This window comes from Streptomyces sp. SLBN-118, assembly GCF_006715635.1.
In the GTDB taxonomy this organism is placed as follows: Bacteria; Actinomycetota; Actinomycetes; order Streptomycetales; family Streptomycetaceae; genus Streptomyces.
Map to the genome: position 1 here is coordinate 235,581 of NZ_VFNP01000001.1, position 14,354 is coordinate 249,934.

Below are 14,354 nucleotides of genomic sequence, written 5' to 3' on the forward strand. Positions count from 1 at the left end.
GCCGCGCGGCCCATTGGGCGGCACGTGAGGCCGAGTTGCGCCGAGACCGCCTGCACCTCGTCCATAGGGCACGGGCCCGTACCGGGAAGTGGTAGTCGGCGTGGACATCGATCAATCCTGCGACGGACTCCTTGCCTTCGCCTTCGACGAGGCCGCACAGCGCGGGTGCACACTACAGGTCGTCCACGCCTGGAGCCTGCCTCTCGGCTTCAGCCACGCGCCGACCCTCGATCCTGGGAGCCCATCGGACGTGGAACGGCGGGTGGCCACGACACTCAGCGATCTGCTGCTCCATGGCGAGAGAAGTTCCCGTCGGTGAACGGCGTCGAGAAGGCCGTCGTCGGGCCGGTCGCGCAGCCCGTGCTGTATGCGGCCGCCTCCGCGGACTTGGTGGTCGTCGGCCGCCGTCTTCGGCGCCGTCCCGTCGGTGCGCACATCGACCACGCAGCCCACGCGGTGATGCACCACGCCGACGCACCCGTCGCCGTCGTCGCCCATCACTGATGGTGCGCGGGGGCACTCGCCGGGGCCCGGACCTCTCCAGCCTCGCGCTACGGTGCGAGGTCCCGACGCGCGAGCAGTACGAACGCCGCGGTCAGTCCGGCCAGACCGGCACCTGCCAGGACGCCCAACGAGACCCACGGGACCGTGCCGTCGGCCAGCGCGTCACCCGGTGTGTAGTAGTGGAACGGGCTGATGAAGCGCAAGGCCGCTGCCCTGGACCAGGCCAGCGCGACGAAGTTCACAGCGAATCCCACGGATCCGAGAGCAATCGTCGCCCCGACCACCTGACCTCTCCTCCGACCCACTGCCGAGACGGCGAGCGCGAAACCGGTCAAGCAAAGGGCGAAGCCGCAGCCGAGCAGCCCCGCGGCGAAGACACCAGTGATCGGCACCTCGCGGTGCAGGCGCGGTGAGAGCAGGACTCCGACGGCCATGGTGCCCGTGGCCGCTGCGCTGAGCAGCACGGAGGCGATGGCGAGGGCGGCCGTCCGCTCGGCCAGCAGCCGTGCCCGGGAGACGGGCCGGACCATCAGAAGTTCGATCGTCCCGGACTCCACATCCGCAGCCACCGCGGCGGCTGCGAGCGAGCCGATCACCGTGAGCTGCATGGCAATCCAGAAAGGGTGGACCAGTCCGGCGCCCAGCAGTCCGGGATAGCTGGCGATTGACACATCGCCAGTGGAACCACTGAAGGCCTTGAACGCGCCCGGCGGCGTTCTTCCCTGACCGCCGAACAGCTGGGTGGGCGGAATTGTGTTGGCGATCACCACGATGAGTGTCTCGAAGACGACCATCCCGAAGGCCAGCGCCGCCAGCATGCGACGGCGCCGGTGCAGCGCCAGCCACAACAGCGCAAAGCGGCTCCTCATGGCTGGTCCTCGGCATCAGGATGCCGATAGAAGTCGAGGAACGCCTCGTCCAGGCCCGCTTCCTCGACTGTCAGGTCTCCGACCGGCAGTGTGAGCAGGTCGCGAAGGGCGCCCACCACCTGATCGGGCGGTACGAGCAGCTCGACCTGTTCGGCCTCCCACTTCGGCGCCCACTGTTCGGCGCCACCGAGCGGGCGCGGTCCCTGGCCGTCGGTGAAGGTGAGCCGGACCTTTCTTGCGCGGGCCTCGCGCAGGGCTGCGACTCTGCGTACGGTCACCAGGCGCCCGTCGCGGACGATCGCCACCCGCTCGCAGGCGCGCTGCACCTCGGGCAGCACGTGGCTGGAAAGCAGAACGGTGCGCCCCGCCGCCACGGCCTCCGCCAGCAGTTCGAAGAACGTTTCCTGGACCAACGGGTCCAGGCCCTCGGTCGGCTCGTCGAGCACCACCAGCTCGGGGTCGTGCTGCAACGCCTGGACGAGTCCCAGCTTCTGCTTCATCCCGCGCGAGTATTCCTGAACGAGGCGTCCGAGGACCGCGTCGGACAGCGCGAGCCGCTCGCACAGTTCCGCGCACCGCGGCACTGCCGCCCCTTGCAGGTCAGCCAGCAGTTCCAGCGTCTGCCGCCCTGTCAACTCCGGGTACAGCCGCAGCTCGCCGGGCAGATAGCCAAGTGCCGGCGTCAGCCGGAGGTGGTCGGCAACGGGATCCAGGCCCAGCACACGGACCCGCCCGGACGTCGGCCGCAGGAGCCCGACCAGGCAGCGGATGGTCGTCGTCTTGCCCGCCCCGTTGGGGCCGAGAAATCCGAACACCTCGCCCCGGTTCACGGTGATGTCCAGCCGCTCGACGCCGATGGTCTTCCCGTACCGTTTCGTCAGGGCATCAATTTCGATCGCCGGTGTCGCGCGTTGCACCGTTCCGCCTCCCTTTTACCGGCGAAGGCCCCGTTCGCCGTCCCCCTGCCGAGCTGGACGCAGGCAACGCAGCTCAGGCGGCCGCGGTCGGTTCCACTCCTGCGTTGCTGTCCGGCCGGACGATGACCACCGGACATGTCGCATGCTGAGCACATTGCTGGCTCACGGAGCCCAGGAGAGCACGGGCGAATCCACCCCGGCCCCGGCTTCCCACCACCAGAACCTCAGCCCCCTCCGCCGCGGCCAGCAACACCTCTGTCGGATTACCCCGCGCGAAACGCTCCCGCACCTCCACGGACGGCGCGTCCCCCACCACACTTCGCAGCTCTTCGACGAACCCGGAATGTGCGACCTCCGCGTCGAGGTCGGCGTCCACCGCCGGAGCCGACCAGCCGCGCATCCCCGGGAGCTCCCACGCACACACCGCCTCCACGACGCCCCCGATGAGACCGGCGTGCCTCATCGCCCACCGCAGAGCCGTCTGCGACGACGGTGATCCGTCAACACCCACCACAACCCGGCCAGCCGATGCTTCTGTTCCCATGCCCAGTCGCCTCTCTCGCTTCGGCCCCGTAGTCCACGCTGCCCGCCCCCGGCGAAGCCCGCCACGCGAGGATGCTCCCCACATCCTTGGCGTCCGCGGTGAGGCCCGCCGTACCCCGACCGACCGGAAGGGCCCCTTCCCGTCACGGTGCGCACAGGGCCCTGGCAATGCCGTCGGCCCAGGTGTCAATGGCCGACCAGTCACGGTAGTCGCCGTATCTGAGGCCCATCAGCCGGAAGATCACTCGCCCGGTGATGGGCAGCTGGCCGGGCTTGATGACACCCGAGAGAAGCCGGTGAGTCCTGTAAGGGATGTGATCGGGGAGGTCGTCGATGATGACCGTTTCCTCCTTGCCGGCCAAGCGCTTCCACGGGCCGCGCATCGCGCCGGGCATCCCCACGCTGAAAATCCACACGGGGCGGACCCGGAACAGATCGCTGTTGCGGTGCACAAAGTCCTTCGCAGCGTCCAGCCATGCCTGCCCATGGACCGCGCTGCCGAGCACGAACGCCTCATACGCATCCTCGTCCCCGACCTCGCTCATGGGCCGCACATCGGCCCTCAGGCCCGCCTCGCCGAGGCGTGCCCCGATACGCTCCGCGATCTCCCGTGTGGAGCCGTGCGCGGTGGCGTATCCCACCAGAACGTTCATGGCTTCGCCTCTCTGTCGTGCAAGGGGGCGGCGTGGCGGTGATCGTCAAGACCCTGCGTCTGACCGTCAACCGCTGCCGCGCCAGACCGTTCGAGCGACCAGCATTTCCGAGGCATCGGCGAGGGTGGTGAGTTCGGGGTGGTCAGCCTCATCGATGTCCCCGTTTCCTGCCACCATCCTGGCGCCCCCGGCAGCGGCGGGATCAGGGCCACACGGTCCCCACATGGGGACGGCAGGCCCTGACGTCGGTCGGCAGGCAGGCAGCCGTGACGAGCCCGACGCCTGCGAACCCCGGCTACACATGGGGGGTTTGTGCTGCTTGCCATCACCGTCGCCGGTGCGGGCGCGGTGACTGCGATCGTCGTGCGCCGACGTGCCCATGCGGCAACTCGGGCATGATCTGGAAAGCCAGGCCCGCTGTTGTCCGTCACGGCCGCCCGGAAAGCTTCCTCGGCCAGCTGCTCCCCGGCATCTAAAGCCCTTGGGAGAGCAGGAGTTCGTGCGCCAGCCGCGCTCCACGGGCTGCCTGCTCCGCCGTTTTCGTGTCTTGCGACGGGATCTCCTCGAAGCCCTCGGCGAGTGCCCGGACTGCCTGGGCCAAGACCTGCACCTGCGACTCCAAGAGACGTAGCCGTTCGTACACGTTCGGGGTGACGCTCTGTGTCATCGAGGGCCTCCTAACGACGGATAGCGCCGGCCGCCCAGCCCAGCTGGGTCTTCCCAGGCAGCCGTTTCTTTCGGCGATGAGGCCGCCAGCCGCATCGTCGCGACTCTCCTCAGTCCGGCTCCATGTAGGGGCGGCGGAAGACTGGGGCCTGGCCAGTGCCGTAAGGGCGTACGGCCGCCATTGCCTGAACGACCGCGGCCTCCAAAGGACCGCTGGTGTCGACCGTGACCGCCTTCGTCCATGATGACTCCTTGCTCGCCATGGCGGTGGCCACCTCCAGCCCTGCGTCGGAGGCACCGGGGGCGCGAGTACTCAAGCGGGCCGCCGACACCTCGCCCGGAACCTGGCAGTGCAGGGCCACCAGGTCGGCGCTGACGCGTTCGGCCATGCGCAGGGCAGCTTCGCGCTGTTCAGCATCGGACCAGGTGGCGTCCAGGACAACGGACTCGCCCGAGGACAACAGGGCGGACGCACGGTCGAGCAGGGCCGCGTAGGTCTTGGCGGTCCACTCGGGTGAGTACAGGCCCTCGCCGTAGCCGGTCGCCGCGGACTGTTCCGCCGGGATGCCCGCCAGCTCCTTGCGGAGACGATCGCTGCTGAGCAGCGTGACGCCGAGGCGATCGGCCAGCGCGCCGGAGAGCGTGGACTTCCCGCTGCCCGGAAGCCCGCCGACGAGCGTCAGGCCGACAGCGGACGTCCGCAGGTGACGCAGCGCCGTCGAGATCAGTCGCCGGGACGCGGCCTCAGCGCCGGGCGCGCCCTGATGGCCCTGGATCAGGGAGACCTTGGCACGGACGAACGCGCGGTAGGCGACATAGTGGTGCCGCAGGGACGGAGGTGCCGGGTCTCCGGAGTACTCGCTGTACTGGGCGAGGAAGAACCCCGCGGCCTGCGGGGCCCCCAGCTGTTCCAGGTCCATGGCGAGGAAGGCGGCGTCGTCGAGGCCGTCGACGTAGCGCAGGTGGTCGTCGAACTCGAGGCAGTCGAGGAGGCGGGGGCCGTCGTCGAGGCAGAAGATGTCCTCTGCGAGCAGGTCGCCGTGGCCGTCGACGATCCGCCCCTGCGCGATGCGCGTGTCGAACAGTTGCTTGCGCCCCGCGAGGTAGCGGCGCACCAGCCGCTCGACCTCTTCCACCGCGTCGGACGTGTGTGCGTCGTCGGCCGGGGCGTGGACCTGCGCAAAGCTCGCTTCCCAGCGCGACGACAGCGCGTCCCGGGTCCCCTGCTGGTCCACGTCCCGGCTGCGGGTCGCATCCGCGTGATGGGTGGCGAGCTGCCGGGCGACGGTCCGCAGGACATCGTCCACGACGACGCCTTCACTCACCAGCCGGGAGAGGCGGCGCTCCGCCGGCATGCGGCGCATCACGACGAGGAGTTCCGGGGTGTCCGCGCCCGGGCTGCGAAACTCTCCCAGGCCCAGGTAGACGTCGGGGGCGAAGCGACGGTTGAGAGCCAGTTCCCGCTCGCACGCCGCACGCCGAGCCGCCACGGTGGTGTAGTCCAAGAATTCCAGGTCCACCGGTTTCTTGAGCTTGTAGGCGCGGTCGCCGACGAAGAAGACGACCGCCGTATGGGTCTCGCACACCTCTGCTCGCGGGAGCGGCGGTACATCGATGCCGGTGGCTGCCCGGAGCACGGATGCGTCGGTTCGGAGCGTGGACATCGTGCGCCTCCCTGTGGTGGGTCGGCTCAGTCACGGCGTGCGGCGCGACGTTCGTTGGCCTATGTGCCGCTGGTGGAACTCGCGGTGTCGTCGGTCCGGTACGTGATGTGTTCCGAGACCGAAACCACGCCGTCCACGCTCCGGCACAGCCGCACAATGATCGGGATCAGGCTCTTGACGTCGACGGACCCACCAAGCGTGACCTGTCCTTCGTCCACCGCAACGGTCACCTGCCATGGGGCGAGACGCATCGTCGACTGCAGAACATCCCGGTTGATCTCGTCGCGGATGGCGTCGTCGCGGCGCAGGAAGATGCGCAGCAAGTCGCTGCGGCTGAGGATGCCCTGCAGCCTGTCCGCCGCGTCCACCACGGGCAGACGCTTGACGTTCTGTACCGCCATCAGCCGAGCCGCCTCGACAACGGTCCACTCCGGACGCGCGCAAACGGCCGGAGCCGACATCAGCTCTTCGGCGCGGGCTCCCTCGGCCTTGGCTCGCTCCCACGCTTCCAGATGCGGCACCGGCACCCGACCCGACGGGTCGGACTGGCCGGACGACTTGCGCAGCAGGTCGGCCTCGGACACCACACCCATCGGGCGGTCCAGTTCGTCCACGACGGGTACGGCGGTGACATCGTTCTCGGCAAGCAGCCTGACGATCTCCTTGAACGGCGCGTCGCGCCGAACCCGGACGACCTTCCGGGTCATGAGCTCTCCGACTGTTCGGTGGTGCATTCCGCCCTCCCTTCGGCGTCGTGACAACCGGTCACGGTCACGGATCAAGCCTGTCAGGGAGGGGGCGTCATCGGATGAGCCGTCCGGTCCCTATTTGGGGCCCTTCGGGCCGAGACCGGCCCGAAGGGCCCCCTGGAGTCGGGCTTCTCGACCCATGCGCCAGGACACCGCGCGTGGCACGTTGGGGGTACAGCGACGCTTCGCGGGAGCGGTGATGATCATGCGAGCTCACCTGGGCGATCAACTCGTCGTCGAAGGACCGAACACCGGCGCCGCCAGGCGGGACGGTGAAATCGTGGGGCTCCACCACGCGGACGGAACGCCCCCGTACGACGTGCGCTGGTCGGACACGGACGAAGTGACGCTCGTGTTCCCCGGGCCGGACGCGCACATCCATCACATCGAGCACGGGCCGGGCGAAACACCGTCCCAGGAAGGACACGGCCCCAGCGACATCGGCCGCCGCATCGCACTCGAACGCGCGCGGCTAGGGCTTACCCGGACAGAAACAGCGCGGCGCGCCAAAATGGCGCCGCAGTACCTGGCGTACCTCGAAGAGCGCTCGGCAGACCCCAGCCTGGCGAGCCTGATCAGGCTCGCCGACGCGCTGGGGACCACTGCAGCCGCTCTGCGCGGCGGCGGCATCGATCTACCGCCCGGCCGGGGTCAGGCGCTCCTGCACCCCCGGCTGCGAGACCTGGAAGGCGATGAATGCCGCGCCCTGCTTTCCACGCACGGCGTGGGCCGCGTCGCCTTTTCGACGCCCGACGGCCCGGCGGTCATCCCTGTGAACTACGAGGTCGTCGATGACGCGATCGTCTTCCGAACCGCGCCTGGATCCGCCCCGGCGGCGGCCATGGGAACAGACGTGGCATTCGAGGTCGACCACGTGGACGAGGCGATGAGCCAGGGCTGGAGCGTGCTCGCAGTCGGCCCTGCGCGGGCTGTCAAGGAGCCCGACGCGGTGCGACGGCTGGCCGATCTCGCGCACACCGAGCCGTGGGCAGGGGGCAAGCGCGAGTTGTGGATCTCGATCGAGCCCAAGCGCCTCACGGGACGGGCTATCAGTCCGTCGGATCAGTGAGTGTCCTCGGCGCTACGCCGGGGCAGCGAGGAGACGACTCGGGCGACGGCTGCCCCGGATGCGGCCCCCCGCGAAGGACTCCACGATGAAGGCATGGTGCCCGTCTGTCCCGCCGACCGTTTCGACGCCTTCAGGGCCCTCGCCGAACGGCGTGGGAAACCTGCAGACCGGTTGATGACGTCGCTGGCAGCAGCCCGGACGGGCACCGCGGCCCGCCCCGAGACCTGGGCGCCGGCTGTTGCCACCGATGTTGGCCTGCCCGCCGCTGCCGTGCTCGGACCGGCCAGTTACTACGCGGACTTCGCCGCCCCGCACGGGAGCCGTCACATCCGGGTCTGCGCCGCGACGGCGTGCTTCGCCGCGCAGGCCGGCCTTCATCTCACCGCAGTCGAGCGCGAGCTGGGCGTCACCGCGGGCACGGCCTCATCCGACGGAGGGACGTCGGTACAGGCCGTGCGCTGTCTCGGGTACTGCTACGCGGGGCCCGCCGCGCTCGACGGGGATGTGCCCTGTACGGGCCCTACCCTGGCCGGTCAACTCGCGGGCCGGGAGCCACCGCGGGCACCCGGGATCCCGGTGGCCGACGACACCGACGACCCGGTTCTGCTGGGCGGTGTGGTGTCCGGGGAGCGCCCGTGGCAGGTATGGCCCCGGGCGGTGACGGAACTTACTCCTGACGAGGTCCACCAGCAGGTGGCCGCATCCGGGTTGCGGGGGCGCGGCGGCGCGGGGTTCCGGGTGGCCGCGAAATGGGCAGCAGCGGGCCGCCGTCCTGGCACCGTGGTCGTGGCCAACGGGGATGAGGGCGATCCCGGCTCCTACGCCGACCGGCTGCTGATGGAGGCCGACCCGGGGCGGGTGCTGGAAGGGCTGGCCCTGGCCTGCTTCGCCTGCGGAGCGTCCCAGGGCGTTGTGCTGGTGCGCTCCGAGTATCCGATGGCTCTGGCCCGGATGCGCGAGGCTGTCGGGCAGGCGTACGCGGACGGTCGCCTCGGCCCGTCGCTGTACGGAACCACCAGCGCTCTGGACATCCAGGTCGTCGAAGGCGCCGGCTCATACGTTGCCGGTGAGGAGACCGCGCTGATCGCGGGTCTTGAGGGCGGCAGGGGATGTGCCCGGCCGCGCCCGCCGTATCCGACCGAGCGCGGGCTGTGGGGAGCGCCGACCGTGGTCAACAACGTCGAGACCCTTGCGGCTGTCCCATGGATCGTCCAGCGCGGCGGCGCGGCATATGCCCGGCGCGGGACGGCGTCCGAGACCGGGACGAAGCTGGTCTGCCTGTCCGAACGGTTCGCGCGACCGGGTGCGTACGAGGTCGAACTCGGCACTCCGGTGCGGCGCATCGTCACCGAGCTGGGCGGCGGCCTGAAGGACGGCGCCGAGCTGGTGGCTCTCCAGGTCGGCGGCCCGCTGGGCGGCTTCCTGGCCGCCGACGCGCTGGACGTGCCCTTGACGGAGGCCGACCTCACAGCCCGGGGCGCCGCTCTGGGCCACGCCGGGCTGGTCGCCTTCGACCGGAGCGTGGCACCGCAGGATGTGCTGGGGCACATCTGGGAGTTCGCCGCCGCCGAGAGCTGCGGCGCCTGTTCGCCCTGCCGCGTGGGCTCACGGCGCGGTCTGGAAATGGCCTCTGCGGGCAGACCTCCCGGAGAGGAGTACGGACGGCTGTCGCGTGTGCTGGCCGAGACGAGCCTGTGCGCCTTCGGCCGCCGGATCCCGCCTGCGGTGCGCAGCCTCGCCCGCGCGTACGGCGACCGGCTGGCGGGGTGGGACCAGTGACCGGGATCGACATCGACGGCACGAGCGTCGAGGTGCCGGAAGGAGCCTCGCTGCTCTCGGCCGTACGCGCGGTGGGCATCGAGTTGCCCTCGCTCTGCCACGACGACCGGCTCAGCCCCGCAGGATCGTGCCGTACCTGCCTGGTACGGGCCGACGGGCGCATCGTTGCGGCCTGTGTCACCCCGGCCGTCGCAGGGGCGTGCGTCGAAACCGGTACCGACGATCTGCAGCTGCTGCGCCGGGACGCGGTGGAGCTCATCGCCTCCGCCCTGCCGCCGAGGGCCCTGGCCGCCGACAGCGGCAGCGAGTTGGCGCAGGCCTGCCGGTCGCTGGGGATCGGCCCCTGCGCGGCACAGGGCAACGGAGGACGGGGCGGCGACGAGTCCCATCCGTACGTTCACCTCGACCGTGACCTGTGTATTGCCTGCGGCCGGTGCGTCCGCATGTGCTCCGAGGTACAAGGCACCTTCGCCCTCACGCTCACCGGCCGGGGTGCCGACACCGTCGTGGCCCCCGGTACCGGCGGACCGTGGGCCGAGTCGGACTGCGTGGCCTGCGGCGGTTGCGTCGACACCTGCCCCACCGGTGCGATCACCGAGCCGGGTCCCGGCCGCGGGCTCACCTCGGGGAACCGGCCGGCGGCAGGACTCACACGCACCACCTGCGGATACTGCGGTGTCGGCTGCTCCCTCGAGGTCACCACCCGGAACGGCGAGGTCAGTGCGGTTCTGCCCAGTCGGGACGGTCCGGTCAACCAGGGGCACGCGTGCGTCAAGGGCCGCTTCGCCCACGGATATCTCACCTCGCCCGAACGCCTCACCCGGCCCCTTCTGCGACAACGCGACGGCCGAATGGAGCCCGTCGGCTGGGACGAGGCGCTGGACCATATCGCCCGCGGACTGCGCGCAGCTGTTGACGCGGGCGGCCCCGACGCCGTTGCGGCGATCTCCTCCGCGCGGGCGACCAACGAGGAGAACTACCTGATCCAGAAGTTCATGCGGGTCGCGATCGGCAGCAACAACATCGACAACTGCTCCCGGCTCTGCCACTCCCCGTCCGCCGCCGGCCTGGCCGCCTCCTTCGGACTGCCCGGCGGCACGGACAGCTTCGACAACGTCGAGCGGGCCGACTGCCTGCTGGTGGTCGGAGCCAACCCTGTCGAAGCCCACCCGGTGGTCGGGGCGCGACTGCTCCAACGCGTGCTGCACGGCGCCCGGTTGGTCGTCGCCGACCCGCGGGCCGTCGGCCTCGCCCTGCACGCGGACGTGCACCTGCGGCCGCGCCCCGGCACCAATGTCGCCCTGTTCCACGGCCTCGCCCACGTGCTGCTCACCGAAGGACTGACCGACGGGAACTTCCTGCGCGAGCGGGCCACCGGCCTGCCGGAACTCGCCGAGCTGCTCGCCGACTACCCACCCGACCGGGTGGCGGACATCACCGGCGTGCCCGCCACGGACCTGATCGCCGCCGCCCGCCTGTACGGCCGCGCCGAGCATCCCGCGATCGTCTACGGCTTGGGCGTCACCGAACACCTCCACGGCACCGACGGGGTCCGCGCGCTGTCCAACCTGGCGATCCTGCGGGGTGCCGTCGGCACGGATCTCGGCTATGGGGTCAATCCGCTGCGTGGCCAGAACAACGTCCAAGGCGCTTCTGACATGGGCGCATTGCCCGATGTCCTGCCCGGGTACCGGAAGGTGACCGACCCGGCTGCCCGCTCACGGGCCGAGGAACTGTGGGGCGCGCCCGTTCCGCAGCAGCCCGGGATGCGTATCCCCGAGATGTTCGCGGCCGCGCGGGGCGGGGAACTGCGAGCGCTGTGGATCGTCGGGGAGGACGTGTGCGCCACCGACCCCGACACGCAGCGGGTGACTCAGGCCCTGGCGACCTGTCCGCTCGTCGTCTGCAATGAGCTGTTCCTGTCCGAGACGGCCCGCCACGCGGACGTCGTGCTGCCGGTCGCGTCCTGGCTGGAAAAGGACGGCACCTTCGTCAACTTCGACCGCCGCTTCCAGCGGGTGCGCGCCGCCGTTTCCCCTCCGGGAGAAGCCCGTACGGACTTCGCGGCCGTGCACGCCCTCGCCTCGGCCCTGGGCGTCGACCTCGGCTGCCCCACTCCGGCCGCAGCCCTCGCCGAGTGCGCACGGCTCACTCCCCTCTTCGCCGGGCTGTCCCACGACCGGCTGGACCGCGAGAACGCCGTCCCGTGGCCCTGCCCCGGCCCCGACCGCCCCGGAGAAGCCACGTTGTACCGACGCCGGTTCGCCACCGCGGACGGCCGGGCTCATCTGGCCGCCGCCCCCTATCTCCCGCCGGGTGAGCAGCCCGACGAGGCGTATCCACTGGTCCTGGTCACCGGGCGGCGCTGGGCGCACTACAACTCCGGCAGCATGACGCGGCGCGGCGGCAACCTCGGGCTCGATCCGGCCGACCATCTGGACCTCCATCCCGACGACGCCGCCCGGTACGGAGTGCGTGACGGCCAGCAGGTCACGGTGGAGAGCCGGCACGGGAGGGCCCGGCTGGTCGCCCGGATCGGTAGGGAGACCGCCCCCGGCCAGGTCTTCTGCTCCTTCCACTTCCCCGCGAGTGGAGTGAACAGGCTCACCTCCGACCACGCGGACACCGTCACGTCCTGCCCCGAGTACAAGGTCACCGCAGTGCGCGTGGCCGCCCCGTGACCACGCCCGGCCAAGGTCTTCGACGATGGGTACCGAAAGGCGCTGCCGAGTGCTCAGTGGGCCGCGCACACGGCCTCGACGAAGTGGCCCACCTGTTCCTCCGGCAGACGACGTGCGAGGTCCGCCTCGCTGATCATTCCGACCAGGCGATGGTTGTCGATGACCGGAAGCCGCCGGATCCTGTGCTCCTCCATGACCTGGAGGACTCGGTCCGTGTCAGCCTCGGCGTCGATCGTGATCGGCTTGCCCTGCGCGAGGTGGCCTGCGGTCATGGTCTTCGGGTCCTTGCCCCTGGCGAGACACTTCACCACGATGTCCCGGTCGGTGATGATCCCGTGGAGTCGGTCGTCCGGCCCGCAGATCGGGAGGGCTCCGACGTCCAGCTCGCTCATCCGGCGCGCGGTGGCCTCCAGCGTTTCGCTCTCCTGCACGCAGGCGGTACCTGTGTGCATGATCTCCCGGGCAGTGGTCATGGCCGCCTCCTTCGAGCCTCGCTGTCTGCGCGGGGAGGCTCCTTGGGCTGGACCCGCCCCGACGCTACTCCTTAGGGCCAGTGTGGGTTCTTCGGATCCCGTACGCATGCCGGGGCGGGACAAGCCGTGCCCTGCCTCGTTCCCTCCTCACAGGGCCGGAGGTCATGTCCCCTGCAGTGGTGTAATCGCGTAAATTGACACATCCCCCGTGCCCGACCGCGGCCGGGGTCGGGCACGGGCACGCTGTGCTGTCAGCGGACGACGTCGAAGACGTTCTTCTGCAGACCGTTGGCATAGACCTCGTGCTCGACCAGCTTCAGCTTCTGGGTGTCCTTGTCCGTGGCGCTGAACAGGCGCTTGCCCGCGCCGAGCAGGAGCGGGAAGACGAGCAGGTGGTAACGGTCGATCAGGCCGGCGTCCGAAAGGGCCTGGTTCAGGGTGGCGCTGCCGTGGAGGATGATCGGGCCGCCCTCGGTCTCCTTCAGTGCGGCGACCTCGTCGAGCGAGCGCAGTATCGTGGTCTCGCCCCAGTTCGTGACCAGGGCGTCATCGGTGAGGGTGGTGGAGACGACGTACTTCGGCATCACCTTGTAGTCGGCGAAGTCCTCCATGTCGGGCCACACCGGGCTGAAGGCCTCGTAGCTGTTCCGGCCCATCAGCATCGCGGTGGCTTCCTTCTGCTCCCGGCCCTTGATGTCGAATGCCTCGGGAAGGAATTCGACGTCCTTGAAGGTCCACCCAGAGTTCCGGTAACCGGCCTCACCGCCCGGGCCCTCCACGACGCCGTCGAGCGAGATGAAGGCGGTACTGATCAGGGTACGCATCTATGGTTCCTCGGTATCTCTTGTCTGGTTCTCAGCAGGTTCGGTCGGTGCACGCTTCGACCGCGGCGCACCAATCATGATCTATGACTGCGGATCGCGGAGAAACTCATCGGCCCTCGCCGGTTCCTCCCGGCGGTCTCGGCCACAGGGATCGTCCCGGGGAGTAAGCAAGGTGTCCGACCACGGGACCCGCCAGGTGCACAACCAGTCTCGACCGGTGGCGCGGCAACGTGATGTGGTCGGCCTCGGTCCCAATGCAGGCCCGCCGTCCTTGCCTTGGCCCAGACCGAGCATCACTGGGAGTCACTCACCAGGCGGACAGCGGTTCGTGACGATGCGATGAGGAGGGCGACAAGCGCGGGCTCATGACGCAGTGGCGTCCCCGGTGGGCTGCACGCCCCTCAAACCGACTTGTGGACAGGGTCCTCGTGGATTGCTGGGGGCGGTGGCACCATCTCTGCACCGGCGTGGCCGGCCCGCTCGCGTCCCCAACTCGGCCCTGGAGGGGAAATGTTCCCATGGTTGTGGATCACTGTCTGGTCGGTGATCGTGCTGCCCCTGGCTGCGCTGTTCCTGTCCGGGCGGGTGCCGCAGTGGATGCGGCGGCAGTCCACACGTGGGGGACTCAAGGTGAAGGGGATCGCGATCCTGGTCCTGTATGTGGCCCTGCTGATCCCGCCCGTCACAGCCCTGACCGGAATGCGCTCCGAGGATGCGGACTTCCTGCGGATGGTCCTGGTCCCGATGGCCGTCTTTGGCGGAAACGGACTCGTTCTCGGGGCGACCCTGTGCGAGCGTTTCAACCGCCGCGACGCCGAGCGCGCCGGGTCATCCGTCGCGCGCTCGACCTTGGACGGTCGTGCCTGATATCCACGCGAGGGCGCAGGACAGAATCCCTGCCGGGATCCGGCAATGTGAGGGCGCCGCGGGTGCGCGCTGGAGACCTGTCAATGTCGCGTAAGG

Annotated in this window: 15 protein-coding genes; 6 read left to right on the forward strand and 9 right to left on the reverse strand. The window is 69.9% G+C overall.

Annotated features, from left to right (window positions below):
- Positions 1 to 88: 88 nt before the first annotated feature.
- Both FBY35_RS35975 and FBY35_RS35980 read left to right on the forward strand, forming a co-directional pair.
- Positions 89 to 319 (forward strand): hypothetical protein, encoded by a 231-nt coding sequence (locus tag FBY35_RS35975; RefSeq protein ID WP_260848458.1) that lies wholly within the window; start codon positions 89 to 91, stop codon positions 317 to 319.
- Positions 316 to 504, forward strand: coding sequence for a universal stress protein (locus FBY35_RS35980; RefSeq protein ID WP_160159193.1), 189 nt, complete (start codon positions 316 to 318; stop codon positions 502 to 504). Before FBY35_RS35975 ends, FBY35_RS35980 begins: the two co-directional genes overlap by 4 nt.
- Positions 505 to 551: 47 nt before the next feature.
- On the opposite strand, the gene FBY35_RS01185 is transcribed toward FBY35_RS35980, so the two are convergent.
- The 7 genes from FBY35_RS01185 to FBY35_RS01215 form a co-directional block, all read right to left on the reverse strand.
- Entirely contained in the window at positions 552 to 1,373 is an 822-nt protein-coding gene (locus FBY35_RS01185) for an ABC transporter permease (protein ID WP_142211985.1), read from the reverse strand.
- Positions 1,370 to 2,290, reverse strand: coding sequence for an ABC transporter ATP-binding protein (locus FBY35_RS01190; RefSeq protein ID WP_142211986.1), 921 nt, complete (start codon positions 2,288 to 2,290; stop codon positions 1,370 to 1,372). The genes FBY35_RS01185 and FBY35_RS01190 overlap by 4 nt, the downstream gene beginning before the upstream one ends.
- Before the next feature lie 73 nt (positions 2,291 to 2,363).
- Positions 2,364 to 2,834 (reverse strand): universal stress protein, encoded by a 471-nt coding sequence (locus FBY35_RS01195; RefSeq protein ID WP_142211987.1) that lies wholly within the window; start codon positions 2,832 to 2,834, stop codon positions 2,364 to 2,366.
- 142 nt (positions 2,835 to 2,976) lie between these two features.
- A complete protein-coding gene (locus FBY35_RS01200) occupies positions 2,977 to 3,486 on the reverse strand; it encodes a flavodoxin domain-containing protein (protein WP_142211988.1) in 510 nt (169 codons plus the stop codon).
- A gap of 472 nt (positions 3,487 to 3,958) precedes the next feature.
- Positions 3,959 to 4,153, reverse strand: coding sequence for a hypothetical protein (locus FBY35_RS01205; RefSeq protein ID WP_142211989.1), 195 nt, complete (start codon positions 4,151 to 4,153; stop codon positions 3,959 to 3,961).
- Positions 4,154 to 4,262: 109 nt separating this feature from the next.
- Positions 4,263 to 5,738, reverse strand: coding sequence for a bifunctional aminoglycoside phosphotransferase/ATP-binding protein (locus FBY35_RS01210; protein WP_142214833.1), 1,476 nt, complete (start codon positions 5,736 to 5,738; stop codon positions 4,263 to 4,265).
- 137 nt (positions 5,739 to 5,875) lie between these two features.
- The gene (locus tag FBY35_RS01215) at positions 5,876 to 6,550 is read right to left on the reverse strand and encodes a CBS domain-containing protein (RefSeq protein WP_142211990.1); all 675 of its coding nucleotides are present in this window, start codon (positions 6,548 to 6,550) and stop codon (positions 5,876 to 5,878) included.
- Between the two features lie 220 nt (positions 6,551 to 6,770).
- Here FBY35_RS01215 and FBY35_RS01220 point away from each other — a divergent pair, with 220 nt between their 5' ends.
- The 3 genes from FBY35_RS01220 (at position 6,771) to fdhF (ending at position 12,094) form a co-directional block, all read left to right on the forward strand.
- Positions 6,771 to 7,634 (forward strand): pyridoxamine 5'-phosphate oxidase family protein, encoded by an 864-nt coding sequence (locus FBY35_RS01220; protein WP_142211991.1) that lies wholly within the window; start codon positions 6,771 to 6,773, stop codon positions 7,632 to 7,634.
- 93 nt (positions 7,635 to 7,727) lie between these two features.
- Positions 7,728 to 9,413: an NAD(P)H-dependent oxidoreductase subunit E gene (locus FBY35_RS01225; RefSeq protein WP_142211992.1), complete on the forward strand. Its 1,686-nt coding sequence runs from the start codon at positions 7,728 to 7,730 to the stop codon at positions 9,411 to 9,413.
- Positions 9,410 to 12,094 carry a formate dehydrogenase subunit alpha gene (gene fdhF, locus FBY35_RS01230; protein WP_142211993.1) on the forward strand — a complete coding sequence of 895 codons (2,685 nt, stop codon included), beginning with the start codon at positions 9,410 to 9,412 and terminating at the stop codon, positions 12,092 to 12,094. The genes FBY35_RS01225 and fdhF overlap by 4 nt, the downstream gene beginning before the upstream one ends.
- A 53-nt stretch (positions 12,095 to 12,147) precedes the next feature.
- Here fdhF and FBY35_RS01235 read toward each other — a convergent pair whose 3' ends face one another.
- The gene (locus FBY35_RS01235) at positions 12,148 to 12,567 is read right to left on the reverse strand and encodes a CBS domain-containing protein (RefSeq protein WP_142211994.1); all 420 of its coding nucleotides are present in this window, start codon (positions 12,565 to 12,567) and stop codon (positions 12,148 to 12,150) included.
- A 251-nt stretch (positions 12,568 to 12,818) separates the two neighbouring features.
- Positions 12,819 to 13,391: a dihydrofolate reductase family protein gene (locus FBY35_RS01240; protein ID WP_142211995.1), complete on the reverse strand. Its 573-nt coding sequence runs from the start codon at positions 13,389 to 13,391 to the stop codon at positions 12,819 to 12,821.
- 510 nt (positions 13,392 to 13,901) lie between these two features.
- Between FBY35_RS01240 and FBY35_RS01245 the strand changes: the two genes are divergently transcribed.
- A complete protein-coding gene (locus tag FBY35_RS01245) occupies positions 13,902 to 14,258 on the forward strand; it encodes a hypothetical protein (protein WP_142211996.1) in 357 nt (118 codons plus the stop codon).
- Positions 14,259 to 14,354 lie beyond the last annotated feature (96 nt).